We start from the raw sequence: 25,797 nt of genomic DNA, 5'->3' as shown, positions 1-25,797 counted from the left end.
AGTCCCCCGATTCATCATCGAGCCGAATAACCGTTGTTACTGGGAGGCCGGTTCAGTCCTCGTCGCCCAGAATCCCGGTGTGGGTCATCTTCTCCGGATCCAGCACCTCCTCGGCCTCCGCTTCAGTCAGGTAGCCCTCCGAAACAGCGACCTCTTTCACCGACTTGCCCTCAGCGAGCGCCTTCTTCGCCACTTTCGACGCCTTGTCGTACCCGATCGCCGGATTCAGCGCCGTCGCCAGCGCCATCGAGCGTTCGACCTGTGCCTCGCAGTGGGCCTCGTTTGCCTCCAGTTTCGCGACGAACTTCTCGGCGAACGTCGTCGCGCTGTTGGTCAGCAGCTCCGCGGACTCGAGGAAGTTGTGTGCGATGACGGGCTTATAGAGGTTCAGGTCGATCTGGCCCTCCGCGGCGCCCGCGGAGACGGCGGCGTCGTTGCCCACGACCTGCTTGTGGACCTGATTCACCGCCTCGGCGACGACGGGGTTGATCTTGCCGGGCATGATCGAACTGCCGGGCTGGTTTTCCGGCTGCTCGATCTCGCCGAGGCCGTTCCGCGGGCCGGATGCCAGCAGGCGGAGGTCGTTGGCGATCTTGTTCAGGCTGCCGGCGATCACACGGAGCGCGCCGTGGGCCTCGTTCATGGCGTCGTGGGCCGACTGTGCCTCGAAGTGGTTGTCGGCCTCACGGAAGCCGAGGCCGGTCTCCTCGGCGATGTACTCCGCGGCGAGTTCGGGGAACTCGGGGTCGGTGTTGAGCCCCGTCCCGACCGCGGTGCCGCCCAGCGCCAGTTCCTCCAGTCGCGGGCGGACGCTGTCGAGTCGCTCGCGGCCCTTCTCGACCTGTGTGCGGAAGCCGCCGAACTCCTGGCCGAGTCGGACGGGCGTAGCGTCCTGCAAGTGGGTGCGGCCGGTCTTGACGACGCCGTCGAACAGGCGTTCCTTCTCCTCGAGTTCGATTTCGAGCACTTCGAGCGCGGGAACGAGATCGTTCTCGAGGGCCTCCAGCGCGGCGACGTGCATCGCGGTCGGGATCACGTCGTTGGATGACTGCCCGAAGTTCACGTCGTCGTTGGGGTGGACGACGCGGTCGCCCACCTCGGCGCCGGCGATCTCGGCGGCGCGGTTGGCGATCACCTCGTTGGCGTTCATGTTCGAGGAGGTGCCCGACCCGGTCTGGAACACGTCGACCGGGAACTGGTCGTCGTGCTCGCCCTCGATCACTTCGTCGGCGGCGGCGACGATGGCCTCGGCGGTTTCGTCGTCGAGGTGGCCCAGATCGCGGTTCGCCCGCGCGGCGGACTTCTTCACGATGCCCAGCGCGCGGACGAACCGTCGGCCGAACACGGTATCCGAGATGGGGAAGTTCTGCACCGCGCGTTGGGTCTGGGCGCCCCAGTAGGCGTCTGCAGGTACCTGCACTTCGCCGAGGCTGTCCTCTTCGATCCGGTAGTCCTCGCTCATGCGCGCTCTGTCGGGCGGTACGGCGTAAAACCCACCGGTGTCGGCGTCGGCGATCTACTCCTCGGCCGCTTCCTGTGCCTCGTACTCTTCGGGCGTGTACGTCTCGATTTCCAGTGCGTGGACGCTGTCGGTCATCGCCTCGCCGACGGCGTCGTACACCATCTGGTGTTGCTGGACCAGCCCTTCGCCCTCGAACGCCGGCGAGACGACGACTGCGGCGAAGTGAGCGTCCTGATGGTTCCGGTCGTGGTGGGCCCGCGGCAGGTCGACCGTCGCGTCGGCGTCCTCGATACCGTCCTCGATGAGTTCCTCGAGTTCGTCGGGGGTCATACTCGACTCCCGGTGGGCGACGCGGAAAAGCGAGTCGGTGGGGGAAGGGTAGGCTCAAGCCGCCCCCGGTCCCAGCGACGGCCATGCCCGCCGACCGCGCGGCCGCCGCGCGCGAGCAGCTGCTCGCGGCCCACGAATCAACCATCGACGCAACCCTCGCTGCCGCCGACGCAGTGGCGGCCGACTGGCCACGCCTCGACGACGGCCGGCCGGCGACGACCGACCGCGACGCGCTGGTCGCCCCGCTCCGTGCCGAACTCGAGGACCGCGGCGTCCTCGGAACGTACCCGCGCGTGCTCGCCGACGCCGTCGAGGCCGCGGGCGACCGACTGCCCGCCAGACCCGTGCCGGCGCCGCCGTACGTCGTGCTCACGAGCACCGGCCCGGTGCTGCGCGGCACTGTCGACGACGGTCGCTACGTGATCCGGATCGACTGTTTCGAGATCGTTCGGGAGCCGGACGGCGTCGACGCCGCGGTCGCCATCGCACTGACGGCATCGTCGGCGGACGCGGCGCTGTCGGTCGCGTTCGAGCAGCCGTAATCAGCGTTCGACGACGGCGTCGACGAGGTTGCGAAGCCGCGCGAGCGTCTCCATCGCTACCGCCCCACGGTCGACCGCGAGCACGCCGGTCACCTCACGCTCGCGGGCCTGCTGGGTGAGGCGCCCGAGCAAGCGCCCGACTCGCTCGTCGTCGGCGTACATCAACAGCACCTGCGCGTTGTCGATCAGCACCCAGCCCTCGCCGGGTTCGACGTGGCGCATCGCCTCGCAGTAGCGCATCGAGAGCCCCGTCAGGTCCGACGGGGGTACGGCGTCGGTGGTCCAGAGCGGCCCGTCGTACGTCACTGGCGAGCCGTTGACCGGGATCAGCCCGCAGTTCCCGACGGGCAGCTCGTGGTCCCGGAGCGCGCTCTCGACCCGGCTTGGCGCCCACGGCGAGACGACGAGCAGGTTCTCGCCGGCGGCGTCCGGGAGATGCGACAGCCCGGTGCTCATTGACGGCATCGTCAGCAGGGTCTGGGCGCCGGGCTGCAAAGCGGTCGCGCTCTCGGTCCGCGAGGCCGCTCGGCTGCTCACCCCCTGTTCGGACTCGGGAGCGAGCCCTAGCCCCATCTCCACGGAGAAGCTCATCGGTCACCCTCCTGTCCGAACTGGGACTCGAACGGCGCCGGCTCCGTGGCGTCGTCGCCGGCGTCGGCGCCGGTGTCGCCGGGCCGGGCCGGCAGCGAGAGGAACGGTCGGGCGAACGCCGCGGTGCCGACGAGTGAGGCAAGTGACGCGAGCAGCACGACCGCCGAGAGCCGGAGGCTCGCGCCGTACAGTACGGCGTCGACGGCGGCGACGGTCAGCAGGAAAAAGGCAGCCGAGAGCGCGAGGGTGCCGCGCGGGTGGGCGACGTTGGTCGAGTAGCGCACGACGGGGTAGAGCAACAGTGCACTGGTCACCAGCAGCGTCAGCGCGTCGAGCAGCGCGAGCAGCCCCAGCGGCGTCACCCCGGTCATACCTGCCGCCACCCCGAGAGTAGGACGACCCCTTCAGCGGCGGCGACGAACGCGGCGAGCACGGCGCCGCTGGCGACGACGACGCGGTAGGCAAGCGGCACCGGCACACCAAGCGCGGTGGGGAGCGCCGCCGTGAGGAACCCACCGAACGCGATCGGGAGGGGTCGGAGCACGTTGCCGAACGGCGCGTCCCAGAACCCTCGGGCAGCGATCAGCGAGAAGACGAACGAGCCGGCGAGGGCGAGGGTGGTCGAGATGGTGAGCGCGCGCTCGACGAACATAGCGGAAGCTGATACCCGCTATAGATAAGTGTACCGGGGTTCGGCACCGCTACGTCCAGTCGTCCAGCCCGGTCTGGACCAGCGACTCCTTGATGCGCTCGAAGCCGCGTTCGACCTCGTCGGGGTCGACCTCCCACGCCTCGGTGACGTACTCGCGGGCGGCGTCGAGGTCGGGGTCGATATCGAGGTCGAGGTCGTAGTCGTCGGTGACCGGCGGGTCGAAAAAGAGTTCCCGAACCCGGTCGGCGTTCTCCACGTAAACGTTCTCGGCGTCCATCACCCCCCAGATGTCGCCGTGTTCCTTCACAGCCTTTACCGCGGTCTTGGGGCCGTAGCCGCTGACGCCCTCGTTGAAGTCGGTGCCCATCAGCAGCGCCACGTCGACGAGCTGTTCGTAGGTGATGTCGTGTTTCTCGAGGGTTTTCTCGAGGTCCATCAGTTCGGGCGCGCCCTTGGAGGTGAGCTGTCGGAGCGTTCGCGGCGAGCCGAACGTCATGGTGTCGTAGTCCTCGCTGCCGGCGTAGTCGGCGTCGCCGACGGCGGCCATGTGCGCACACTGCGCCTCGCCCTCGGCGGGCGCCTCGATGTACGGCACGTCGAGGCGGTCCAGCAGCCCGCGGGTGGTCTCGTGGATAGTCTCGGTCAGGCGCTGGGTCCGGGCCTCCAGCCGCGCGGCTTCGACGGACTCGCCGGCCGCCTCGGCCTCCTGCCGGCGCTCCTCGGCTTTCTCGCGCTGTTCGCGGCGGCGCTCGACCTCCTCGCTTTTGAGTTCGGTGACGCCGCCGTCGAACACCAGCACGGGGGTCACGTCGGCCTCGAAGAACTTCGGCAGCCCCTGGACGACGCCGACGAGATTGGCGACTTCCTCGCCCGATTCGGTGGTGTAGACGCTGTCGGCGGTGAACTTCACCGTCGTCGTCAGATACCGGTAGAGCCAGTTGTGCGCGTCGACGGCGACGACGCTCCCCGACAGCGAGTCGAAGGTGACGTCCTCGATGACCGCGACGTCGCGAAGATCCGCGTTGCCCATGGGTCGGCTAGCCGACCGTCGGGCTTGAAGGTGGAGGTTCCGGCCGCTCAGTGGGAGGCCGGTTCCGAGGCGTCGCTGTCGGCGTCTCCGCCCGCCGGCGTTGCCACGAGATCCGGCGCCGCGGCGTCGGTGAGTCGGCCGAGGAACGCGTCCTCCTCGTCGCTCAGGTTGCGCTCCTCGTCAGTGCGGAACGTGTCCAGCCCGCACTGGTAGGTGGCGGCGTCGCGCTGCCCGGGGCGCTCGAGTACTAACTCCGCGAGCCCCGTCTCGCGCCCGGTGAACACGAATCCGGCCTTGTAGAGGGCGTGGTAGGCGAAGGGGTTGTTGACCGCGATGCGGCAGCGACGGAACCCCTGCCGTTCGGCGCGCTCGGCGACGAACGCCGCGAGTCGGGCGCCGATCCCCTCTCCCCGGCGGTCGTGGCGAGTGGTGATGTAGCGGATCCAGAGGACGCCGGGATCGGTGCGGTCGGCGTTGAACGCCGCGGCGGCGACCACGTCGCGCTCGAACGGGTCCTCGTCGCTGCCGGGGTCGGCACGGTCCAGGTCGGCGTCGACGCTGGGCGGCGCCTCTCGGGGCCCGTCGGGGTCGCGCGCGACGGCTTTCCCCGTGTTGCTCATCACGAACTTCCCCGCGTAGCTGAACTCCCGGAAGTCGAGCCGGAGCGTCGGCCCGGCGTCCGGCCAGCCCAGCAGCGCGAACTCCATGCGTAGGCCAAACGGCTGGACGCTTATGAGGGTTCGCTCGGATGGATTTATCCCGCCGTCGGCCCATTACGACCCCATGACCGGCTGGCTCGGCCGCGGCGACGTGCGGTTTTTCGACCGCGGTGCCCGGCTCTACGACGCACTGATGTGGCCGCCCCGGATGGGCTGGGCGGCCGACGCCTTCGGATTCGCGGATCGGCCTGTCGAGCGCGTGCTGGACCTCGCTGGCGGTACAGGGCGGGTCGCGGCGGCCCTCGCGCCCGAGTACGAACCCATCGTTGCCGACGTGTCGGCGCCGATGCTCAGCCGCGCGACAGCCCGCGGGCTCCAGACAGTTCGGAGCGACGCCGGCCGCCTGCCGCTGCGGGACGATGCTGTCGATGCCGCCGTCGTCGTCGACGCCTATCACCACCTGCCGGATCGCGAGGCAGCGCTCGCGGAGGCCGCGCGGGTCGTCGCGCCCGGCGGGGTGGTGGTGATCCGCGACTTCGACCCGACGACCCGTCCCGGCCGCGTGATCGCGAACGCCGAGGCGCTGTTCGGCATGGCCTCGCAGTTCGTGGCCGTCGACGCTGCGGCCCAACAGCTCACCCGTGCGGGCCTCCACTCGCGCGTGCTCGACCGTGGGACCATGTACACGGTCGCGGGGCGCGTGTCCGACGAGTGAGCGCCCGCGAGCGCGGAGCGAAGGAGTGACTACGGAGGAGGCGAAAGCCGGAGCCATGAGCGAGTGGTTCCTCTCGAAGCGGGTCGACCGGTCGGCCGCGCCGCTGGCGGTCGGCGACGTGATCGCCATCCTCGCGGTGATCGCTATCGGCATGACGAGTCACCAGTCCCTGACGGGGCCGGTCGCGCTACTCGAGACCGCCGCGCCGTTCCTGATCGGGTGGGCGCTGATGAGCGTCCTCGTCGGCGCCTACTCCGCCGGCGCCGCAGAGTCCGCGAAGGCGTCGGTCCCGCTCGCGCTCCGGTCGTGGATCCCGGCGGCGGGCATCGGCGTCGTCCTCCGCGGCGCGTTCCAGAGCACCTTCTCCACGGACCTGGGCATCTTCCTCCTCGTGATGCTGGCCACTGGCTCCCTCGCCATCGGCGGCTGGCGGTTCGTCGCGCTCAAACTCCGCTGAGGCGGGTGATTTTCTCCATGTTCTCCCGGTCGGGAGCGCGTCGCTCGCCGGCTCATACGCTCCGAGAATTCACAGCGGCGGTTCCGTGTGCCTTTGCTGAACCGCACAGGTGGCCCCTAGCCACCTCACGCAAAAACAATTAAGACGAACGCGGCGTAACTGCCAACTGTATCATGGTTTGCTACTACGACTACGTACTCGTCCTGATTCCGGGGGTGTTGCTTGGCGTGACGACGGCGCTGTCCGTGTACGGGATCCCCCTCCTGTCGGCGCTGTTCGTCGGCAGCGGGGCGGCGGCGCTCGTAGTGGCTCACGCGCTGTTCGTGCGCGCGCCGACCGTGGGCGAGCGCCGGAGCGTCGACGCCCACCCGGACTCGCGACGAACCGATTCCGACTGATTGGTTCGGCCGACCGTCGGGTGGCGGCAGACACCCTTTACACGCTCGCCGCCTATCTTCGGTGTATGACCGAGACGCTGTTCCTGCGCAGTGACGAACTCGACGGCCTCGCGGCCCCGGCGGCGTACGTCGACGCCGTCCGCGAGGGCTACCGACAGCGCGGCGAGGGTGCCGCCGCCGAACCACGAACCAAACTCGGCAACGCGGACCCGCCGGGGATGCTCACCACCTACGCCGCCGTCCTGCCCGACACGGGCGCGATGGGGGGCTACATGTACAGTGCGGGCTTCGCAGAGCGCGACGCGTGGTTCACGACGCCGCTGTTCGACGCGGAGACGGGCGAACCGCTCGCGATGCTCGACGGCGCGTCGATGAACCCGTTCAAGACGGGCGCCACGGGCGCGGTGGGCGTCGACGCACTCGCCCGCGAGGACGCCGACAGCGTCGCCATCATCGGCTCGGGCGCACAGGCACGCGGCCAACTCCGCTGTACCGCGGAAATCCGCGACCTCGAGACTGTCTGGGTCTACTCGCCGACCAAGGAGTCCCGCGAGAATTTCGCGGGCGAGATGAACGAGCGACTCGACGCCGCCGTCGCCGCCGTCGCCTCCTCGGCGGCCGCCGTCGAGGGTGCGGACGTGGTCATCACTGCGACGACGGCCTCGGAGCCGGTGTTCGACGGTGACGACCTCGAACCCGGTACGCACGTCACCGCGATGGGCCAGTACGACCCCGACAAGCGCGAACTCGACACGACGACCATCGAGCGCGCGAAATACGTCCCTGACCTCCGGGCCCGCGCGACGACCGATGCCGGATCGTTCATCCACGCACTTGAGGAGGGTGTCGTCGACGAGGACCACATCCACGCCGAACTCGGCGAGGTCGTCGCCGGGGAGGCCGACGGTCGGACCGACGACGAAGAGATCACGGTGTTCGACTCCGGCGGCACCGGCATCGAGACGGTCGCTGCCGCGTACCTGCTCTACGAGAAGGCCGTCGAGGCGGGACTGGGCGAGACAGTCGACTTCTCGCCGGCGAGTCAGGCGCTGACAGGGGAGTAGGCCGACGTTTTTCTCGTCTCGGCCCGAACTCAGGGCATGTTCGACTGGCTGTTCCCGGGATGGACCGCGCCGGGGGTCCTCGCCGCCATCGTCGCCCTCCGGACGCTCTGTAACGTCGGCCTAACGCTGGCAGTTCGAGATGCGACGGACTCACCCAGTGCCGTCGGTGTCGCCGCGGCGCTTACGGCCGTCTCACTGGTACTGACCGTCGGCGTGCTCCGCGGCGCGTTCGGCCTTCAGACCAGCCATGCCGAGACCGTGGTCCAGGCCGCGCTGCTGGTGGTTACTGGCGTCGTCGTCGCCCGCGGTGACGGGATGGGGCGGCGCCTCGCCGCCGTCGCCGGCGCCGTCGCGGTGCTGCTCTATCTGCTCTCGATACCGCTGTTCGGTGAGGCGACGGTCGCCCCGTAGCGACACAGCGTGCTGCTCCCGGTGTCGCTGAACGCCGCCTCGTCCGCCCCGACAGATCCGCGCGACGACAGCTATATCCTGTCGTGTCGCCTGTTTTCACACGGCGGCGCTGCCGCCGTTCACTATCACCATTCAGCCCCGTACCGGGGCAGTTCACCATGCAAGACACAGCCAAATATCTCATCCACGCGAAGCTATCGGCGGACGGCGTCATCGAACGGAGCGACGTCGTCGGCGCCGTGTTCGGACAGACGGAGGGCCTGCTCGGCGACGAGATGGACCTCCGGGACTTACAGGACGCCTCGAAAGTCGGCCGGATCGACGTGAGCGTCGAAACCGAGGGCGGGCAGTCGTTCGGCGACGTGACCATCGCCTCCTCGCTCGACAAGGTCGAGACGGCCATCCTCGCGGCCTCCTTGGAGACGATCTCCCGGGTCGGCCCCTGTCAGGCCCGCATCGAAGTCACGGATATCGAGGACGTGCGCGCCGCCAAACGGCGGATCGTCGTCCAGCGCGCCAAGGAACTGCTCGCCGACTCCTTCGAGGAGAGCGTCCTCACCAGCGACGAACTCCACGAGGAGGTCCGCGAGTCGGTCCGCGTCGGCGAGATGGACGAGTACGCGGGCTACCCCGCCGGCCCGAACATCAGGGACAGCGACGCCATCGTCGTCGTCGAGGGGCGGGCGGACGTCTCGCGCTTACTCGACTTCGGCGTCAAGAACGCCGTCGCCGTCGAGGGAACCAACGTCCCCGAGGCGGTGGCGGAACTCACCCAGGATCGCACCACGACCGCGTTCCTCGATGGCGACCGCGGCGGCCAACTCATCCTTCGCGAACTCGGGCAGGTCGGCGACGTGGACTTCGTCGCGTTCGCGCCCGAGGGGAAATCCGTCGAGGAACTCCAGCGCGGGGAACTGCTGGCGGCGCTCCGCGAGAAAACGCCCTACGAGGTGTACATCGAGGCCCGCGACGCCGCCGACCCGCAGTCGGCACGGGAAGTCGCCACCGGCGGCGCGGCCCAGGAGGCCGCCCGAACCGACGGCCCCAGTCCCGTCGTCGGCGGCGAGGCGTCGCTGCGCGATCAGGTGACCGAGACGGAGGACGAGACGGCCGCGGACGCCCCAGCGGCAGGGACCGACGAAGCGGAGCCGGTCCAACCGGAGAACGAGACGGAAGCGGAGAGCGAACAGGCCGCGGCGGCACCGACGCTTGGCGACCATGTCCGCGAAGTCGTCGGCACGCACGCGGGTATCGTCCGACTGCTCGACGACGACCTGGAGACGGTACACGAGGCGCCCGCGGGGCGGGCCTACGAGGCCGTCGACGACAGCGACGGCGCGCACGCGCTCGTGCTCGACGGCCAACTCGACCAGCGTACGCTGGACGCCGCGGCCGAGCGCGACCTGCAGCACGCCGTCGCCCGCGAGACCGGGGAGTTCGTCAAACAGCCGGCGCTCCCGCACGTCCGGGCCGTCGACGGCTTCCTGGCCTGATCAGCCCTCCGGGCACTCCGGCAGGTGCGAGGCGATGTCGGGCACCGACTCGCCACAGAGGCTGCACTCGAACGGCTCGGTCTGTTTGCCGCCCCGGTCGGTGTAGTCAACCTCGTAGCCCGCCTCCGAGAGCACCTCGCTGACCACATCGCGTTGCTTGTGGGGGACCGAGGCGCGGAGGCGCCGCCGCACCGAGTCCGACGATATCTGCTGGACCTGTGGCTCGTTCTCGGCCAGCCACGCCTCTAGCACCTCCCGCAGGTCGTGGTCCTCGCGGAGGTAGGCGATGCCGGTCAGCCCCCCCGCGACGCCCGCGGTGGAGCCGCCGCCGCCCGGCCCCCCGGAGATGTTGAGCGTCCCGACGAGCGCGCGGACGTTCTTCGCGAGGTTCTGGACCGGGAGCTCCTCCCGCGGCGAAGGGCCGTGCTCCGAGAGGTAACGCACCGCCCGGGAGTCGGCTGGCTTCTTCGGCATGGGTTCACACACTACTGGTAGCTCCACCACCGTATTGGTACCGGGCGGTTGGCCGCCGGGGCGCCCCCTCAGTCGCCGTCGACGACCGCGCGAAGCCGGTAGCCGGCCCCGAAATCGTAGGCGTCTGGCTCCACAGCGACGCGTTCGAAGCCCAACTCGTCGTAGAGTCGCTGTGCCCCTTCGTTCTCGGCAGCGACGCGGAGTTCGATGGCGGTCCCCTCGGGCGTGCGGTCGAACATCTCCTCGAACAGGGCGCGCCCCCGGCCCTCCCGACGGTAGTCGGGGTGGACGACCACCTCCGCGGCGTAGGTCGGGTCGCCGGGGAACCAGAGTAGGTAGCCGACGACGGCGCCGTCGGCTGTCGAGACGAGCAGTTCGCCGCCGGCGGTGGGGTCGAGTAGCTCCGGCGCCGGCTCAGGGAGGCGCTGCTGGAGGCGGGAGATGGCGGCCCGGTCGGCCGGGCGGGCGTCCCGGATCACGCGAGCAACAGGAGCAGCACGCTCGCCAGCGCGCCCGCGAGCGTCGCGAGCAGGTTCACCGTCTCGTTCTCGATGCGGTCGCCCTCGACGGTCGCCCCCAGCAGGCTGTCGACGGTCATCCCCGCGAGACCGCCGGCGGCGACGATGGCGACGAGCCACGGCATCGGCGCGGAGACGGCGAGCAGCATGCTCGCCAACACACCGACGAGCGCGGCGCCGACGAGTCCGGCGAGTTCGCCCTGCCAGGTGACGCCGCCGTCAGTGCCGGGTGGCACGCGCTCGCCGGTCGTGACCAGCCGTGGCTTGTCGAACAGCCCCCCGATCTCGCTGGAGAGCGTGTCACCCATCGCGGCCGCCAGCGACCCCGCGAACGCGACCCGGAACAGGTCCGGATCGACCGGGAGGTCGCCCGCCGCGGCGAAGCCCACCACTGCCAGCAGCGCGATGGCGGCGTTGCCGAGCACGTTCCCCAACCCTCGGGCGCCCTCGTTCTCCTCGGCGACGCCGCGTTGGGCTTTGTCCTCGTAGCGGAACTTCGTCGAGAGCGTGCCGAGACCGAAGAAGGTCAGGAGGAGCGCGAACCAGCCCGGCCCGCCGAGGACGATAGTGACCAGGCAGAGCAGCACGCCCGAGAGCATCCCCTCGACGGAGGCCGTGCCGGTGGCGTAGGTGACGATGCCCAAAAAGAGGGCGACGCCCAGCGCCAGCCCAACGTCGACCATGTGGACCGGCTGGGAGAGCGCGCCGATCACGAGCATCGACGCGCCGACGGCGAACGTCGCTGCCGCGCGGTCGTCAGCCGAGAGCAGCGAGCGAGTCAGCGCGCCCACGAGCGCCGCCAGCGCGGCGTGGAACGTCACGGTCGGGAGGCCGACGGCGTCGACGCTACCGACGCCAACGGGGGAGTTCCCGAGGGCGACGACGAGCATCTGCGCCAGCAGCGCGGCGACGAAGCCGGCAACGGCGAACGCCGAAATGATGATGAACGCCTCGTCGACTCGCTCGCGGAGTGCGGTGGCGCCGAGGGTGCCGACGCCGACGGTGACGACGCTCGCGGCGAACGCCGGCAGCGGCATGGTGTAGGTGGCGGCGACGGCGGGCGGCGGCGCCGCGAGAAAGGCGAGAACGGCCGCCGACAGCGCGAACGCCGCGAGGCCGTAGAGTCGGCCGGACTGCCAGTCGCGCGGCCGGGCGAACAGCTCGAAGGCGGGGCCCTCCTCGATCAGGAACGCCGCGGCGCCCGCGATAGCGAGGAACGGGAGCACCGTCGCCCAGCCCAGCACCGGCGCGGTGAGCGCGAGCAGGGAGACGGCGGCGAACCCCGTGTCGCGCTTGAGCGTCCGATTCACGTCGCCGGCTACCCCCGACGCGTACTTAACGCTCCCGACAGCCACCGACCCCTGCCGCTGGTGGTGATCCGGCGAGGCCGCCGCAGCGAAGGGTTTTCGAGCGCACGAGCGCAATCAGGGGTGTGGGAGCGTACGACGCCTACCTCGCCCTCCGCCACCGCCTCGCTAACGCCGACGGCCCCGAACACGTCGCGTTGGTGCTCACCGAGCGCGACCTGCTGGAGCAGGGCGCCTACGAAACCCTCAAGCGCACGCTCGGCTGGGCGTTCGACTACGGCGCCGAGCGGGTCACCGTCTCGGTGTCGGTGCTCGACGAGGCGGTCGTCCCGACGCTGAAACGGGAGCTACAGGCTATCGACGCCCCCCGACCGGTCGCGGTCCGGGGGCCCGACGACGCCGAGCGCGCGGACGCGCCGATCCGGATCAACCTCGGCCTCGGCGGGCGCGGGGAGTTCGCCCGCGCCGTCCAGGAGATGGCCGAGGACGTGGAAGCGGGCGACCTGGATCCAGAGGACGTGGACGAGGAGACAGTCACCGACCACCTCGTGTTCCCGGCGGAGCCGGATCTGCTGATCAAGACCGGCGCCGAGCGGCTCTCGGACTTCCTGATCTGGCAGTCGACGTACTCGGAGCTCTACTTCACTGACGTGAACTGGCGGGACTTCCGGAAGCGGGACTACCTCCGGGCCGTCCGGGAGTTCGAGGACCGCCAGCGTCGGTTCGGGGAGTAGTTGGGGGCGGGAAGTAGCCGGGGGCAACTTTACGGTCGCGCCGACGAACTGCCAGCTATGCGTCCCCGCAGCCTCCCCCTGATCGCGGTTGTCCTCCTCCTCGCGCTCGCCGCCGTCGCCGCGGTTCCGGTGGCCGACGCGCGGGCGCCGCCGACGCCGGTCTGTGGCGTCTGTTCGGTCGACACGACTGTCGACGGCGCCGCCGTCGCCGCCGGCGAGAGCGAACTCACGGTGTCGATCCACGAGAACGGCACCACGGCGTGGGAAGCACGAGTCGAACTCACCGCCGGCAGCGACGTACTCGCCGAGAACGGGTCGCTCCGCCGGGCCGTCGTCGACGAGGCGATGGGCCGGAGTATCGCTGATCCGGAGCAGGTGCGGAGTCAGATGGGCGGTGAGGCGCTCATCGTCCGCTACCGTGACGACGGCGCGACCGAGCGTCACGTCGGCGCCGTCGTGTTCACGCCGCTAACGCCGGAGGGGCCCAGTAGCCCGTTCGCTATCGGCGGCGAGGGGCCGCGCTACCTCGGCACCGACCGATTCACGCTCCGCGCGCCGGCGGGGTACGACCTCCACGGTGACGCCGAGTCGACTGACTCCGGAACGATCGTCTGGACCCGCGAAAACGGCAGCGAGCGGACGAGCCTCGACGTGGCGACTGATCCGGTCGCGGTCGAGTCTGATTCTGGCGCACCGGGCGTCCGGACGTGGTTCGCGCGGCTCCTGACCTAATCAGCCGACTCGGTGCCCCGAGCGTCGAGTTCGGCGTCGATCTCCGCGGCGGCCGCGCCGGGGAGTTTCTCGCGCAGGCGGCCGGCGACGCCCCGGGCTTCTTCGAACTCCGTCTCGGCGACGGCGCGCACGATGGCGGCCCCGCGCTCGCTGCGGGTGCGTTGCCACGAGCGTTCACGGGACTGATAGGTGCGGATGCTCCGGAGGAAGTCGATCTTCGAGAACGCCGGCCAGTAGGGCGCACAGAAGTACGCCGCGGCCTCGTTGCCGTTGGCGTGCCACGGCAGGAAGTTCGAGGTGCGCTCGTCGCCGCCGGTGCGGATGATCAGGTCAACGTCCCGGACTTCCCGGCCGTAGAGTCGGTCGTCGACGAGGTCAGTGTCGATGGCGTCGGGGTCGAGATCGCCAGCATCCACGTCGTCGAGCACGTCGCGAGCGGCCCGGAGGAGTTCGTTCCGACCGCCATAGGCCAGCGCGACGTTCAGCCGGAACGACGCGTGGTCGGCCGTTTCGGCCTCGGCGTAGTCGATGGCCCCTCGCACGCGCTCGGGCAGGCGGTCGATCTCGCCGATAGCGCGGATGGCGACGCCGTTCTCGTGGATGCGCTCGTTGTCGGCGATGCTCGTGAGCTTCTCACAGAGCAGGTCATAGAGGTGTTCACGCTCCTCGGGCGGGCGTTTGAAGTTCTCCGTGGAGAACGCATAGAGGGTGAGTTCCTTGACGCCGAGATCCTGGCACCACTCGAGCACCTGTTCGGTCGTCTCGGCGCCGGCCCGGTGGCCCTCGGCGGCGTCGCCGCCGCGCTCGCGGGCGTAGCGTCGGTTGCCGTCCTGAATGATCGCGACGTGGGAAGGGCCACCTGCTCCCTCGCGTCGGAGGAGCCGCTCGTAGGCGCGGGTGACCTGACGGTTGACCCACTGCTTCATGGCTGTTTGTGGGCTGGCGCCGCGTATGAGTCTTGTGACGACCGACGGCGGCGCGTGACCGCAGCGACCGTCGAGTCGCTGCACGGAACTTGACGCCGCCGTCGTGTGACGTACCGAGGACGCGGCTTGCGACCGGCGACCGCGATGGCGGTCGCCGCGGAGACTTCGCCGTGGCCGTGGGCAACGGCGGCGGCGCGTGACCACAGCGACCGTCGGGTCGAGATATGGAACTTCGCCACCATCGCTATCACTGAACTTTCCCCTGTGATGACGACTTTTTCGGGTAGGGCGGGCTTACTCGCGACTTAATTTTTCGCTGCCGGCCCACAAACGTCTTAACGCCGAGCGACCCAGTAGCCGCTATGGATCCCCTCGTGTTGCAGCTCGATCTGGACTTCCGGCAGCTCGGCGTCGAAGCCGGCTCCGGGGCGCTCGTCGGCGCGCTGATCGGGTTCGCCGCCAAGAAAGTCGCCAAGATCATCGCCGTACTCGTCGGCATCGAGATGGCCCTGTTCAAGTTCCTCGAGTCCCGCGGCATCCTCACCGTCGACTGGGACCGACTCACCGCCGGCATCGTCGGCGCCGGACAGGACGCCGCCGCCGGCACGCCGCCGTCGTGGCTCCAGACCATCCTCTCGACCGTCTCCGTCTCGGCCGGCTTCACCGGCGGCTTCTACGTCGGCTGGCGTCGCGCCTGATCGGTCGGAAACCGAAGGTGGTTCTGCCCGCCGAATTTTGCCACACCTTCGAGTTCGAGTCCTGCTGCTGCCCGAAAAATACGGGGGAGGGCGGTGTGTTCGCCCGGAGGTTAGCGCGTCTTGAGGTCGTCTTTCTCCCGGACGATGCTGGTCTCGGCCTCCCCGCTGGTCTCCTCGTTGACCATGTCGTAGAAGTCGTTCTGCATCCCCGCGGGGAACGTGATGACGCCGATCCAGGAGCCGTCGGCCTGCCACTCCTCGCGTTCGAGGTCGCCGTACTGCCGGATCTTCGCCTGGGCGCTCCCGGCGTACTCCGGCGGGACGTTGACTGCGACGGTCACCTCGTCGAAGCGGATGGGGATCACCGGCCGCAGCGCGTCGAGGGCGTCGTCGACCTGTGCCTCGACCGGCTCCATCGGGTCGATGGAGAAGCCGGCCTCCTCGAGCGCGCGCTCGATGCGCTCGGGCGGGTGGGGCGCGTTGTCCATCTGTGGGTTGACCGCGTTCCGCGCGATCTTGTTGACCAGCGCGTTGTGCTTCTGTTCCTCCATCTCCTTGCGCTGCTCGGCGGTGATCTGGATCTCCCCGCGTTCGACGACTTTCGGGACGATCTCCATCGGATCGGTCGTGCCGAACACTTCCTCGAGCGCGCTCTCGGCGGGCCGGTCGCCCCGCGAGGCGTTCTCGAACACGTCCTCGGCGGCGATCACGTCCTCGAGGTCACCCTCGAACTCCCCACGCTTCATCTCGAGGGCCGCGTCGGGGTCGATGAGCACCTCGAAGCGCTCGCCGTGGGACTCCAGCCGTGCCGTGACGGCTTCGTCGAGCGGAATCATGTTTACCGGTTCCACGGCCGCCCCCTTAAACAGTCGCCCTCGGGGACGCCAATCAGCCGAACGCGCCCAGACTCGACTGCATCTCGCGGTCGGTGGCACCCTCGGTGACTTCGTGGCCGACCAGCCGTCGCAGGTCGACGGCGTAGGTGCTGCCGCCGCGGTCCAACAAGAGAACCCGACCTTTCACCCCGCGAACGGTACCGGTCGCCATCGTCTCGCTCACCGGCCGGCCCGAGAGGTCAAGGTCGTAGTCAAACTCGAACGTCTCGATGGGGTCGAACTCCGTGAGAAGTTCCTGCCACGCCGCCTCGTCGACGTGCCGCCCGAAGCCGTCGATCTTCGTGGGGACACGGACGCGATCCGGGATGCGTTCGGCGATGCCGGCCTCGATCCGCCGTGCGGCGCGGCCGTCGTCGACGGTCCGGATGTGGGCCGCGCGGTCGGCACCCTGCTCCAGCAGGCGAGTTTCGAGGCGCCACTCCCGGGTGACGCCGACTTTGAACGTGTCGGGGGCGAACGCCGCGAGGTAGACGGCGTGGTCCTCGAAGCAGTCCATCTCGTCTTTGAGACAGTCGCCGGTACACCGTGCACAGACCCAGACGTGGCTGTGCTGGTCGCAGTAGGGGGCGCCGTCGGCGCCGCAGGCCGTGTGGCCGTCGTCGTCGACGATGCCGGCGCAGTGGCGCTCTCCCAGCGTGTAGGCGATCTCGGTGCCGGGCGTCAGATCGACGTACTCGACCTCGCCATCATCGGCGAGGAGGAGGTCGCCGTCACCAGAACGCAAAGCGTTCTGGTTGTCACCGGAAGCCGCCGGCTTCCGGTTGCCCGAGGGACAGTGTCCCTCCCTGGCAGACGAGAGCCTCTGGTTCTCGTCGACGTCGCCCGAGTCGTAGCCCACGAACTGCACACGCTGTCTTGGCTATCGGCCCGCATATGGCTGTCCATCGCGGCCCCCCCGACTCGGCGCCCCGGTGCTGCGGCTATCGAGAGCGGAAAAACGGAGAAGCGAACGTCGGATCGGCCGTCGACGCGATCAGCGCTCGTCGGCGTCGCGGACGTCCATCGACCGGCAGTCCGGGCAGCGGACGCCCACCATGCGCGTTTTGGGCAGGTCGAACTCGGTGCCACACGACGCGCACTGATAGGAGAACACGTCGTCGTCACCGTCTGACCCACCGGAGATCGCGTCCGAGAGAGAACTCAGTAATCCCACGCTCATACCCTCTAAGCTCGCAGTTGCGTGCCGAGGCTTTTCAACGTTGGGCTGGGTCGTACGCAGCTACAACGCCGGGATCACCGGCCGGCGTCGCCGCGCCCCCGCTCCAGGGCGTCGGCGTAGTCGTCCACGGCGATCTGCACGGTGTAGCCGGCGACGCCGTGGGCGTCCGCCCGATCTGTTTCGTCCGCACAGAGCGTCTCCAGGAGATCCAGGCCGCGCTCGGTGCCCGCCTCGGTCTCCTCACGGAGCAAGCGGAACAGTGAGGCGCGTGCCGAGTCGCCGCGTTCCTCGAAGTAAGAGATGACTTGCGCGTGCGCGTGATCGGCGACGAGGCCGCGGCCAAGCGTGCCCGCGGCCGTTCGGACGACCGCACCCTCGCGCCCGCGGAGATAGCGGTGGAGTGCGCCGCCGTCCCGTGGTTCGTACTCCCCGTCCATCGCCGCCAGCACGCGCTCGCGGTGCTCTGCCTCGCGCGCCGCGACGGCTTCGAACAGGTCGCGTGCGTGGTCGTTTGGCTCGTCCTCGGCCCACTGCGCGAAGGTCCGGTGGGCGGCGTGCTCGGAGTCCGCGGCGGCTTCGAGCACCCGTCTCGGGGACGGGTTGCCGTCAGCGAGGGCGAGAAGGAGTTCAGAATCGGCGAGACGTGCCAGCGCGTCCCGCTTGTCGGCGACGACTCGCTTGCGGAGCGTGGCGCCGTCCATCTGGCCGATCAGTCGTCGTCGTCGGCCGCGGCGCCCGCGCCGTCGGCGGCGTCGGCCTCGGCGTCCTCGATGCTCGGCGGGTAGCTCCCGCGGTCGAGTTTGAGGTCGGATTTTGGCCGGGCCATGCACGTCAGCGCGTAGTTCTCGGCCTCCGCCTCGGTCAGCGCGCGCTGCTCGACGATGGTCTGCTCGACCTCGCCCTCGATGATCTCGGCGGAACAGGCCAGACACATCCCGACGCGACAGGAGTACTCCTGGGCGATCCCCTCCTCGATACAGACCTGCAGGATCGGACGCGTCTCCGGGACGTCGATGGTCTCGCCGGTGCCGACGAACTCCACGGTGTGCTCGGTCATACTCCGGGGCTGGGTGCGGAGTCGAGAAAAGGGTTTATGCCTGAGTTCGCGACTACTCCGCTTCCGCTGCTTGCTCCTCCTCGTCCTGGTGGCGGATCGTGAGCACGGGTACGTCGGCAGTACGGACGACGCGTTCAGTGACCGAGCCAAGGAGGAATCGCTCGACGCCGCTGCGGCCGTGGGTCCCCATCACGACGAGGTCGACGTTCTCGCTGTCGATGTGGTCGAGGATGCGGCGGTAGGCGGTGCCCGAGACGACGTTGGTCTCCACGTCGACGCCCACCTCCGCGGCGGCGTCGGTGACTTCCTCCACGGCGCGCTGGCCCTCCTCCTCGAGCGCGTCGATCACGAGTTCGGAGCCGGCTTCGATCGAGGAGAACGCGCTGGCGTCGACGACGTACAGCGCGTGGATCGTCGCGTCGTACGTCTTCGCGAGGTCGACGGCGTGTTCGATGGCGGCGGTCGCGGCGGGGCTCCCGTCGGTCGGAACGAGGATGTCGTCGTACATCTCGTTCAGGGGTTGCGAGCGGCAGGGGTTAGAAACCCCGGTTCGGCAGGCGTCAGTCGAGCGCGTCCCGTACCGCGGCCTCGCCCGCCCGCATGCCCTCGTAGCGCTCGTTCTCGTCGTCGCCCAGCGGCGTCGTCTCGACGACGCGCCAGCCCTCGCCCTCCACGTCGTCGTACGCCAGCCCTTTCACCCAGTCCTCGGTCGCGAGCAGCAGGCCGACGATCCCGCCGTCGTCGGGGCTATCGCGGTCGGCCACGTCGACGGCGATATCGAGCGCGTCCGAACGGTTGAACGAGGCGAGTTCGGCATCGGTCAGCGGGCGATCCGGCAGGGAGTCGAGCACGCTCATAGCCGGAGATACGGCTTCGCGCGGAAGGGGGTTCCGAAGGCGGGCGGGTCGCCGAGCTGCTGATCGCAGCGGTGCGGCTTCCGAACGTTCCCTCGCGGCGGTGCGGCTTCCGAACGTTCCCTCGCGGCGGTGCCGCTTCCGAACCTTCATGCCACAGCGCGCGGCAGGGACGAGCATGCGCCGACTCGACCGGATCGAGCGGGCCGTCCTCGCGCTGACGGCGCTCGCGGTGCTGGCCCGCGTTCTCGGCCTCGGGGCCCGGCCGTTCCACTGGGACGAGGCCCGCGTGGGCTACTGGACGCTGCGCTCGCTCGACACCGGCGTCTACGCCTACCGCCCCGTCGCGGGCGGGCCGTTCCTCTACGTCGTTGGCCGTTGGCTGTTCTCGCTGGGCCTGACCAGCGACGCCGCGGCGCGCGTGCCCGTCGCGCTCGTGGGTGGGCTGCTCCCACTGGCCGCGCTGCTGTTCCGCCGGGCGACGCTGGTCGTCGACGGCGCGGCGGACTTGGGACGACCATCCCGTTCCGACGCTGCCGAACATCCACCACGAATCGGCCTCTCCGACGCCGAGACGGTTTCGCTCGCCATCCTCCTCACGCTGGCGCCGCCACTACTCTACTACTCCCGTGTGCTGCGCGGGGACCTCCCGCTGGCCGCGTTCTCGCTCGTGGCCGTCGGCTTCGCGCTGCGCTGGCGCCACCGGGGCGACCGCCGCTCGCTCTACGCCGCCGCGGGGGCGTTCGGTCTGGCGCTCACCACCTCCGGGTTCGTGCTCGCGACGATCATCTGCTGGCTGCTCGCGGCGGTGCTCACCGTCGACGAGGCGCGGATCCGCGGCACCGACCCGGTCGCGGTCCGGGAGCGCGCCCACAACGTCGTCTCGTGGCTCGTCGACCGACAGGTCGCGCTGATCCGGGGGGTCCTCGTCGCCGTCGGCGTGGCGCTGGTGTTCTACGTCCCGCGGGGCTGGATCGACCTCGCCCGGCCGGCGACGCTGCTCTCCGCGCTCGAGGCGGGGACGGTCGGCGCCCTCGAGCGATTTCTCGCGGTTCGGGTGCTCGGCCGCCACGCGCCGCCGACGCACGCCAACGACCACGCGCTGCTCCCCTTTGTCGCCGACAACGTCGAGGTGCTGGTGGCGGCGGCGCTCCCGGTTGTCGGCCTCGCCGTCTATGGGTTCTTCCGCGAGCGCTACGCCGGCCGCTCCCGACCCGCGGTCGCGTTCGCCACCTACTGGGCCGGCGCGGGCCTGTTGATCTACCCGATGGCGACGGAGGTGAGCGAGCCGTGGGTGGCGGTCCACGTGCTCGCACCCGCGGCCGTGCCCGCAGCGGTCGGCCTCGCAGCGCTCTGGAACCACGCGACGGCGGCCGTCGACGCCGGCGACGTTGACGAATCGCGCAGCGATTCGTTCGCCAGCCGGAGCGCGGAGCGTTCCGGCGACGCCGCGCGGGTGGCTGCGGCGGTGCTGCTGCTCTCCGGGGTCGGCATCCACACCGGCGCCGTCGTCGCCGGCGAGGTGTACGACGCGCCCGCGGCTGACGACTCGCTGCCGGGCTACGCACAGCCTGACGCCGACCTGCACGACGTGGTGGCCGCGATGGAGGTCGCGATCACCGCCAACGGCGGGACGGACGTGCTCTACGTCGGCGAGCAGTTCGCGGTCGCCGACGAGGCGACGCTGGACCGCCCGCCCGTGCCCGCAGCCGACCGGGGGGCGTTCGCTGCGCGCCTCCCGTTCGCGTGGTACGCCGAGCGCGCCGACGCCGAGACTGCGAGCGTCGCCTCGTCCGCTGCGGTCGCCGAGCCAGCCCCGCCGGTCGTCGTCACGTCACCCGCTCACGCTGCGACGCTGAGCCGGCAGCTATCGGGCTACGAGCGCTACGAGGTGACCACGGGGCTGACGAACCGACGGCTGGTCGTGTTCGTGAGCGGCTGAACCGAGAACGCTGCGCCGAGAAAACGAGCGTCCGCGGGAGTCTAGCGGAAGCCCATCGCTTCGATCTGTTCCTGGTAGCGGTTCCGGATAGTAACCTCCGTCACCTGGGCCACGTCGGCGACTTCGCGCTGGGTCTTCTTCTCGTTGCAGAGCAGCGAGGCGGCGTAGATGGCCGCGGCGGCGAAGCCGGTCGGGGATTTCCCCGAGAGCAGCCCCTGTTCGGCCGACACGTCGATGATCTCGGTCGCCTTCGACTGCACCTCCTCGCTGAGGCCGAGTTCGGAGGCGAACCGTGGGACGAACTGCTTGGGGTCGACCGGCTTGAGCTCGAGCCCGAGCTCCTGGGAGATGTAGCGGTACGTGCGGCCGATCTCCTTCTGGGGCACCCGAGAGACCTCGGCGACTTCGTCGAGGCTGCGCGGGATCCCCTCCTGCCGGCAGGCGGCGTACAGCGCGGCGGTGGCGACGCCCTCGATGGAGCGCCCGCGGATCAGGTCCTCGTTGAGCGCGCGCCGATAGATCACCGACGCGACCTCGCGGACCGAGCGCGGGACGCCCAGCGCGGAGGCCATCCGGTCGACCTCCGAGAGCGCGAACTGGAGGTTGCGCTCGCCGGCGTCCTTCGTCCGGATCCGCTCTTGCCACTTGCGCAGACGGTGCATCTGGCTCCGCTTCTCGGAGGAGAGCGAGCGCCCGTAGGCGTCCTTGTCCTTCCAGTCGATGGTCGTCGTCAGCCCGCGGTCGTGCATCGTCTCCGTGATCGGCGCCCCGACGCGGGACTTGCTCTGGCGCTCGGAGTGGTTGAACGCGCGCCACTCGGGCCCGCGGTCGATCTGGCGCTCGTCCAGCACCAGCCCACAGTCGTCACAGACGAGTTCACCCTGATCGTCGTCCGTGACGACCTCGTCGGAACCACACTCCGGGCAGGTAAGTATCTCCTCGGCCGACTCGGACTCGTCCTCGGATTCGGACTCCCGCTGTCGCTCCCGGCTCGGACGTTCCATTAAAAGGTTTCTGGTGACCGCGACAGATAAGGCTTTTTTCGTCCTCTATCGGAACACAAATCGAACCGGTAGCGGGCGTCGGGGTGGCTCTCGGGCGGTGATGGCGGGCCGACACGTCTCCGCGCCGGCCACCGCCGACGCGCGATTACTACTGCGTATTGAGAAAGCTTTTTGAATAACCAGTGGCTATGGGTGTGTATGAGCACGAGCCCCTCACGAGTCGACACCGCGGTTGCGGCCTGTCGCCCGTCGAACGTCGAACCCGTCGAACTCACCGCGTCGTCGCTGTCGACGACCGCGCCGGAGTACCTGCGAGAGCTGAAAGCGGAACTCGCCGCTGAGGGCTACCAGCCCGCGGAACTCTCCGTCGAGGCCTGCTTCTCCGAGGACTGCTCCATCGCCACGCAGGAGGAGGCCGACCGCCTGCGGGATCTGGTCCGCGCGGGCGCGTTCCTCGGCGTCGGCGTCGTCCGCGTCGAAATCGAGGACCTGAGCAACGCCGAGAAGGTCCGCCCGGCGCTCTCGGCGCTCGAGGAGCGCGCCCGTCGGGAAGGCGTCACCCTTTCGGTCGACGGCCTCGACGTTTCGGCCTGAATGGGCAAGCGGGCGCTGGCTGAACGACTTCACGGGCTCGCGGGGTTCTCAGACCCCGACATCGAACTCGAACAGTATCCGACGCCGCCGGATCTGGCGGCACACCTTCTCCACCTCGCCGACCTACAGGGCGACATCGCGGGTCGGTCGGTGCTCGATCTGGGCACCGGGACAGGCATGCTCGCGCTCGCGGCCGCCTGCCGCGCACCCACTCGCGTGCTCGGCCTCGAACGCGACGCCGACGCGCTCGCGACCGCCCGCGAGAACGAGCGCGCGGTCGAACCCGAGACGCCGGTTGACTGGGTGCGTGGCGACGCTACCCGGGCGCCGCTGCCCGAGGATTCCGTGTCGACGGTCGTCACGAACCCACCCTTCGGCGCCCGGACGGGCAACGAGGGGGCCGACCGGGCGTTCCTCGAAACCGCTGCGTCCGTTTCTTCGGTCTCCTACTCGATCCACAACGCCGGCAGCCAGTCGTTCGTCGAGTCCTTCGCCGCCGACGAGGGCGGCGAGGTCACCCACGCGTTCGCCGCGGCGTTCGAGGTGCCGCGGCTCTACGAGCATCACGAGCGCGAGCGCGAGGAGATCGACGTGGAACTGTTCCGGATCGCGTGGGACTAATCCGAGAGCTTCGGCGACCGCAGACCGGCGATGTTCGGCAGCCGTAGCTCCTCGGCCGCGAGCCACAGCCCGGCCGCGAGTAGCGCGTAGCCGAGCACCAGCAGGGCGCCGTTGAAGAACGTCACACACTCGCCGACGGCGACGGCTAGCCGGACGCCGCTGCGGAACATCGTCACGCCGCCGCCGGCGAACCCACAGCCGCCGCCGAACGCGGTGACGGGGGCGATTACGATCAGTGCCGCGCCCGACCCGGTGAGTCGCTTACCTTCGCTCGTGTGCCGGTGGACGGCGACGACCGTTCCGATGGCGGCGACGCTGACGGCGAGAACCGGGACCGGCGGGACGGAGCCTGGGAGGGCGCCGTCGGCGGTGGCCACGGAGAGCCGCGTGGAGAGCGCGAGCCCGGCGAGTTCGGCGCTGACGACGGCCGTCGCGCCGACGAGCGCGACGACGGCCCGGGTCAGCTGTCGGGGACCGTCTGCCACGCACGTCCGTACTCAGGTCAATGGCCTAACTGTTTCGCCCCCGGCGGGGACCGTCGGAGCTATTCGGGACGCGCCCGCGGGTGGGTGTATGGACGAGACGTTCCTCGCCATGCTCGACCGTAACGCCGGGCACGCCGACGCGTTCGACGACCGCTTCGACGGCCTCGAACACGAACAGCACCCCGAGGCGGTCACCGTCTGCTGTTCTGACTCCCGGGTGCTCCAGGACCACCTCTGGGGCAACGACGAGCCGGGGCGGCAGTTCAGCTGTGGCAACATCGGCAACCGCGTCGTCCAGCGCACCGAGGAAGGGCCGCGCGTCTCCGGCGACGTGCTCTACCCGCTGGCCCACACCGACACCGACGTGGCCGTCGTCGTCGGCCATACGGGCTGTGGCGCGGTGACGGCGACGTACGACAAACTCACCGACGGCAGTTCGGAGCCGCCGGGCATCGAACACTGTCTCGACCTGCTCGCGCCGGGACTCGAACCGGGCGTCGATCTGCTGCCGGACGAACTGGCCCGCGAGGACGCCGTGAACCACCTCGTGGAGTACAACGTCGACCGCCAGGTCGAGTTCCTCATGGAGAGCGAGGACGTGCCCGAATCGGTGCAGGCCGTCGGTGCGGTCTACGACTTCCAGGACGCCTACGACGGGAAGCGCGGCGAGGTCCACGTGATCAACGTCGACGGCGAGACCGATCCCGACGCACTCCGGGAGCGCCACCCGGAGATCGATTCGCGGGTCCAGCGTCGCTGGACGTACTGATCGACAGTAACGGGACGGCCTCAGAGATCGACGCGGTCGCCGATTTCCACCAGATCCAGCCGCTTCGGATGCTCGAACGACGCGACGTGTTCGTGAAGCGCAGTCGGGTCGGCCGTGAGCCCCTTCCACATGTCCCAGTGGCTCGGGAGCAGGCGGTCGAGTCGGAGCGCGCTGGCGGCTTCGACGGCCTCGCCCTCGTCGTTGTACCACTTCGTGTACGTCGGCTCGCGGGTCTGCTTGTCCGGGATCATCCCCGCCGTGCCGAAGGCGAGAATGCCCAGGTCGATGTCGAACTCACGGCCCAGCGCCGCGAAGGAGTCGGCCGGGCGCGAATCGCCGGGGTGGAACACGGTGCCCTCGTCGTGTTCGAACACGTAACCCACTGGGTGTTCGGCGTCGGGGTCGTTCACCTCGACGACGTGGACGGTGAACTCCCCGATCTCCAGTACGTCGCCCTCGCTGACCTCGCGGAACTGCTCGTCGGTGAGGTCCCAGCGATCCTCCCAACCTTGGTCCTCGCGTGCGGCCGCGAGCGAGGCGTCCGGCGCGACGAACGGGGCGCCAGTCGACTCCAGGATCGGCGCCTGGGACTCGCCGTGGACGTGGTCGCTGTGCTCGTGGGTCGCGAACACCGCCTCGGCGTCGACGACGTCCGCGGGGTCGAACGGCACCGGGATCATCCGCACCGTCCGCGGCGGGTCGCCGGTGCCGAGGTAGGGGTCGACGAACAGCGTCGTCCCGTTGCTGCCCTTGACTACGAACCCGTTGCAGCCGAGGTACCAGACCGCCACGCTCTCCGGGTCCGCGGCGTCGATTGCGCGCGGGAGCCAGTCGCCCCAGTCGCTCGTGATCATGGGTTCGGCTCCGAGCGCCCGCCCCATAGCGGTTGTGACACCCCCCGAAGATACTCAAGGCTCGCCCGTGTCAGCCGGTGGCATGAACACCGCCACACGCCGCACTGCCGCCTTCGCCGAGATGCGCCACGCGATGCAGACCGCTGCCGGCGCCGTCGCCGACGGCGCGGGTCGCCGCCTGTACGGCGGTTGAGCCGTCGCGAGGCTTTTGAGGGGGCCGTTCGGATCGCCACCGAGTGACCAAACGCACGTTTCTCGGCGCCGCCTTCGGCTGTTTCCGCCTCGTGCTCTCGTGGCTGCCCCGCGACGCGCGACCCGCGCGCGGAACGAACCGCTGCGGCGGTGATCGACGTCGCACAGTCGGGGCAT

The 25,797-nt window shown here is 69.7% G+C and carries 35 protein-coding genes; 14 read left to right on the top strand and 21 right to left on the bottom strand.

Features of this window, described 5'->3' with window-relative positions:
* Positions 1-52: 52 nt before the first annotated feature.
* Both J2753_RS00805 and J2753_RS00800 read right to left on the bottom strand, forming a co-directional pair.
* Complete coding sequence (locus J2753_RS00805; RefSeq protein ID WP_209489503.1) at positions 53-1,462, bottom strand: class II fumarate hydratase; 1,410 nt, start codon at positions 1,460-1,462, stop codon at positions 53-55.
* Positions 1,463-1,516: 54 nt separating this feature from the next.
* Positions 1,517-1,792, bottom strand: a complete 276-nt coding sequence (locus J2753_RS00800; protein WP_209489501.1) for a BolA family protein — start codon at positions 1,790-1,792, stop codon at positions 1,517-1,519.
* Between the two features lie 83 nt (positions 1,793-1,875).
* Here J2753_RS00800 and J2753_RS00795 point away from each other — a divergent pair, with 83 nt between their 5' ends.
* Complete coding sequence (locus tag J2753_RS00795; protein WP_209489499.1) at positions 1,876-2,334, top strand: hypothetical protein; 459 nt, start codon at positions 1,876-1,878, stop codon at positions 2,332-2,334.
* Here the strand turns inward: J2753_RS00795 and J2753_RS00790 are convergent, their stop codons facing one another.
* Genes J2753_RS00790 through J2753_RS00770 form a run of 5 tightly spaced genes read right to left on the bottom strand, consistent with a single transcriptional unit; the run spans position 2,335 to position 5,314 of the window.
* Positions 2,335-2,925 carry a DUF7504 family protein gene (locus J2753_RS00790; RefSeq protein ID WP_209489497.1) on the bottom strand — a complete coding sequence of 197 codons (591 nt, stop codon included), beginning with the start codon at positions 2,923-2,925 and terminating at the stop codon, positions 2,335-2,337.
* Positions 2,922-3,296, bottom strand: coding sequence for a hypothetical protein (locus J2753_RS00785; RefSeq protein WP_209489495.1), 375 nt, complete (start codon positions 3,294-3,296; stop codon positions 2,922-2,924). Before J2753_RS00785 ends, J2753_RS00790 begins: the two co-directional genes overlap by 4 nt.
* Entirely contained in the window at positions 3,293-3,577 is a 285-nt protein-coding gene (locus J2753_RS00780) for a hypothetical protein (protein WP_209489493.1), read from the bottom strand. Before J2753_RS00780 ends, J2753_RS00785 begins: the two co-directional genes overlap by 4 nt.
* 49 nt (positions 3,578-3,626) lie before the next feature.
* Positions 3,627-4,607, bottom strand: coding sequence for a flap endonuclease-1 (gene fen / locus J2753_RS00775; RefSeq protein WP_209489491.1), 981 nt, complete (start codon positions 4,605-4,607; stop codon positions 3,627-3,629).
* Between the two features lie 47 nt (positions 4,608-4,654).
* The gene (locus tag J2753_RS00770; protein ID WP_209489489.1) at positions 4,655-5,314 is read right to left on the bottom strand and encodes a GNAT family N-acetyltransferase; all 660 of its coding nucleotides are present in this window, start codon (positions 5,312-5,314) and stop codon (positions 4,655-4,657) included.
* Between the two features lie 76 nt (positions 5,315-5,390).
* Here J2753_RS00770 and J2753_RS00765 point away from each other — a divergent pair, with 76 nt between their 5' ends.
* From J2753_RS00765 to dnaG, 6 genes are all read left to right on the top strand, one after another.
* Positions 5,391-5,981 carry a class I SAM-dependent methyltransferase gene (locus J2753_RS00765; protein ID WP_209489487.1) on the top strand — a complete coding sequence of 197 codons (591 nt, stop codon included), beginning with the start codon at positions 5,391-5,393 and terminating at the stop codon, positions 5,979-5,981.
* Between the two features lie 55 nt (positions 5,982-6,036).
* On the top strand, positions 6,037-6,438 hold the full coding sequence (locus J2753_RS00760) for a DUF3054 domain-containing protein (protein ID WP_209489486.1): 402 nt from the start codon (positions 6,037-6,039) through the stop codon (positions 6,436-6,438).
* A 173-nt stretch (positions 6,439-6,611) separates the two neighbouring features.
* Positions 6,612-6,836, top strand: a complete 225-nt coding sequence (locus J2753_RS00755; RefSeq protein WP_209489484.1) for a hypothetical protein — start codon at positions 6,612-6,614, stop codon at positions 6,834-6,836.
* A gap of 65 nt (positions 6,837-6,901) precedes the next feature.
* Positions 6,902-7,900 (top strand): ornithine cyclodeaminase family protein, encoded by a 999-nt coding sequence (locus J2753_RS00750; RefSeq protein WP_209489482.1) that lies wholly within the window; start codon positions 6,902-6,904, stop codon positions 7,898-7,900.
* Positions 7,901-7,936: 36 nt separating this feature from the next.
* Entirely contained in the window at positions 7,937-8,311 is a 375-nt protein-coding gene (locus tag J2753_RS00745; protein ID WP_209489480.1) for a hypothetical protein, read from the top strand.
* A 158-nt stretch (positions 8,312-8,469) separates the two neighbouring features.
* Positions 8,470-9,804 (top strand): DNA primase DnaG, encoded by a 1,335-nt coding sequence (dnaG, locus tag J2753_RS00740; RefSeq protein WP_209489478.1) that lies wholly within the window; start codon positions 8,470-8,472, stop codon positions 9,802-9,804.
* Here dnaG and J2753_RS00735 read toward each other — a convergent pair whose 3' ends face one another.
* The 3 genes from J2753_RS00735 to J2753_RS14330 form a co-directional block, all read right to left on the bottom strand.
* Positions 9,805-10,278: a hypothetical protein gene (locus J2753_RS00735; RefSeq protein WP_209489476.1), complete on the bottom strand. Its 474-nt coding sequence runs from the start codon at positions 10,276-10,278 to the stop codon at positions 9,805-9,807.
* 68 nt (positions 10,279-10,346) lie between these two features.
* Positions 10,347-10,757: a GNAT family N-acetyltransferase gene (locus tag J2753_RS14335; protein WP_321168761.1), complete on the bottom strand. Its 411-nt coding sequence runs from the start codon at positions 10,755-10,757 to the stop codon at positions 10,347-10,349.
* On the bottom strand, positions 10,754-12,106 hold the full coding sequence (locus J2753_RS14330; protein ID WP_321168760.1) for a DUF92 domain-containing protein: 1,353 nt from the start codon (positions 12,104-12,106) through the stop codon (positions 10,754-10,756). Before J2753_RS14330 ends, J2753_RS14335 begins: the two co-directional genes overlap by 4 nt.
* A gap of 122 nt (positions 12,107-12,228) precedes the next feature.
* Between J2753_RS14330 and J2753_RS00725 the strand changes: the two genes are divergently transcribed.
* Positions 12,229-12,837, top strand: a complete 609-nt coding sequence (locus tag J2753_RS00725; protein WP_209489473.1) for an undecaprenyl diphosphate synthase family protein — start codon at positions 12,229-12,231, stop codon at positions 12,835-12,837.
* A gap of 57 nt (positions 12,838-12,894) precedes the next feature.
* Positions 12,895-13,569: a hypothetical protein gene (locus tag J2753_RS00720; protein WP_209489471.1), complete on the top strand. Its 675-nt coding sequence runs from the start codon at positions 12,895-12,897 to the stop codon at positions 13,567-13,569.
* Here the strand turns inward: J2753_RS00720 and uppS are convergent.
* Complete coding sequence (gene uppS / locus J2753_RS00715) at positions 13,566-14,495, bottom strand: polyprenyl diphosphate synthase (RefSeq protein ID WP_209489469.1); 930 nt, start codon at positions 14,493-14,495, stop codon at positions 13,566-13,568. The two genes, J2753_RS00720 and uppS, sit on opposite strands and share 4 nt — an antisense overlap.
* A 362-nt stretch (positions 14,496-14,857) precedes the next feature.
* Between uppS and J2753_RS00710 the strand changes: the two genes are divergently transcribed.
* Positions 14,858-15,193 carry an FUN14 domain-containing protein gene (locus tag J2753_RS00710; protein ID WP_209489467.1) on the top strand — a complete coding sequence of 112 codons (336 nt, stop codon included), beginning with the start codon at positions 14,858-14,860 and terminating at the stop codon, positions 15,191-15,193.
* Positions 15,194-15,303: 110 nt separating this feature from the next.
* Here J2753_RS00710 and J2753_RS00705 read toward each other — a convergent pair whose 3' ends face one another.
* The 7 genes from J2753_RS00705 to J2753_RS00675 all read right to left on the bottom strand — a co-directional run bounded on the left by J2753_RS00705 (position 15,304) and on the right by J2753_RS00675 (position 19,162).
* Positions 15,304-16,029: a ribosome assembly factor SBDS gene (locus J2753_RS00705; RefSeq protein WP_209489465.1), complete on the bottom strand. Its 726-nt coding sequence runs from the start codon at positions 16,027-16,029 to the stop codon at positions 15,304-15,306.
* Between the two features lie 52 nt (positions 16,030-16,081).
* Positions 16,082-16,813 carry a DUF2797 domain-containing protein gene (locus J2753_RS00700; RefSeq protein WP_209490743.1) on the bottom strand — a complete coding sequence of 244 codons (732 nt, stop codon included), beginning with the start codon at positions 16,811-16,813 and terminating at the stop codon, positions 16,082-16,084.
* Positions 16,814-17,062: 249 nt separating this feature from the next.
* On the bottom strand, positions 17,063-17,248 hold the full coding sequence (locus tag J2753_RS00695; protein ID WP_209489463.1) for a hypothetical protein: 186 nt from the start codon (positions 17,246-17,248) through the stop codon (positions 17,063-17,065).
* A gap of 74 nt (positions 17,249-17,322) precedes the next feature.
* Positions 17,323-17,949, bottom strand: a complete 627-nt coding sequence (locus tag J2753_RS00690) for a rubrerythrin family protein (RefSeq protein ID WP_209489461.1) — start codon at positions 17,947-17,949, stop codon at positions 17,323-17,325.
* Positions 17,950-17,957: 8 nt separating this feature from the next.
* The gene (locus J2753_RS00685; protein WP_209489459.1) at positions 17,958-18,305 is read right to left on the bottom strand and encodes a 2Fe-2S iron-sulfur cluster-binding protein; all 348 of its coding nucleotides are present in this window, start codon (positions 18,303-18,305) and stop codon (positions 17,958-17,960) included.
* A gap of 52 nt (positions 18,306-18,357) precedes the next feature.
* A complete protein-coding gene (locus J2753_RS00680) occupies positions 18,358-18,813 on the bottom strand; it encodes a universal stress protein (protein ID WP_209489458.1) in 456 nt (151 codons plus the stop codon).
* A gap of 52 nt (positions 18,814-18,865) precedes the next feature.
* Positions 18,866-19,162, bottom strand: coding sequence for a hypothetical protein (locus tag J2753_RS00675; protein WP_209489456.1), 297 nt, complete (start codon positions 19,160-19,162; stop codon positions 18,866-18,868).
* A gap of 175 nt (positions 19,163-19,337) precedes the next feature.
* Here J2753_RS00675 and J2753_RS00670 point away from each other — a divergent pair, with 175 nt between their 5' ends.
* The gene (locus tag J2753_RS00670; protein WP_209489454.1) at positions 19,338-21,101 is read left to right on the top strand and encodes a flippase activity-associated protein Agl23; all 1,764 of its coding nucleotides are present in this window, start codon (positions 19,338-19,340) and stop codon (positions 21,099-21,101) included.
* 41 nt (positions 21,102-21,142) lie between these two features.
* Here J2753_RS00670 and J2753_RS00665 read toward each other — a convergent pair whose 3' ends face one another.
* Positions 21,143-22,105, bottom strand: a complete 963-nt coding sequence (locus tag J2753_RS00665) for a transcription initiation factor IIB (RefSeq protein WP_209489452.1) — start codon at positions 22,103-22,105, stop codon at positions 21,143-21,145.
* Between the two features lie 198 nt (positions 22,106-22,303).
* Here J2753_RS00665 and J2753_RS00660 point away from each other — a divergent pair, with 198 nt between their 5' ends.
* Both J2753_RS00660 and J2753_RS00655 read left to right on the top strand, forming a co-directional pair.
* A complete protein-coding gene (locus J2753_RS00660) occupies positions 22,304-22,699 on the top strand; it encodes a hypothetical protein (RefSeq protein ID WP_209489451.1) in 396 nt (131 codons plus the stop codon).
* Complete coding sequence (locus tag J2753_RS00655) at positions 22,700-23,320, top strand: METTL5 family protein (RefSeq protein ID WP_209489449.1); 621 nt, start codon at positions 22,700-22,702, stop codon at positions 23,318-23,320.
* Here the strand turns inward: J2753_RS00655 and J2753_RS00650 are convergent.
* On the bottom strand, positions 23,317-23,805 hold the full coding sequence (locus tag J2753_RS00650; RefSeq protein WP_209489447.1) for a hypothetical protein: 489 nt from the start codon (positions 23,803-23,805) through the stop codon (positions 23,317-23,319). The genes J2753_RS00655 and J2753_RS00650 overlap by 4 nt on opposite strands.
* 88 nt (positions 23,806-23,893) lie before the next feature.
* On the opposite strand from J2753_RS00650, the gene J2753_RS00645 reads away from it, so the two are divergent.
* A complete protein-coding gene (locus J2753_RS00645) occupies positions 23,894-24,574 on the top strand; it encodes a carbonic anhydrase (RefSeq protein WP_209489445.1) in 681 nt (226 codons plus the stop codon).
* A gap of 20 nt (positions 24,575-24,594) precedes the next feature.
* Here J2753_RS00645 and J2753_RS00640 read toward each other — a convergent pair whose 3' ends face one another.
* The gene (locus tag J2753_RS00640) at positions 24,595-25,428 is read right to left on the bottom strand and encodes an MBL fold metallo-hydrolase (RefSeq protein ID WP_209489443.1); all 834 of its coding nucleotides are present in this window, start codon (positions 25,426-25,428) and stop codon (positions 24,595-24,597) included.
* Between the last annotated feature and the right edge of the window lie 369 nt (positions 25,429-25,797).

Source organism: Halolamina salifodinae, assembly GCF_017874235.1.
In the GTDB taxonomy this organism is placed as follows: Archaea; Halobacteriota; Halobacteria; order Halobacteriales; family Haloferacaceae; genus Halolamina; species Halolamina salifodinae.
This window is presented reverse-complemented; position numbering and strand designations above follow the sequence as displayed.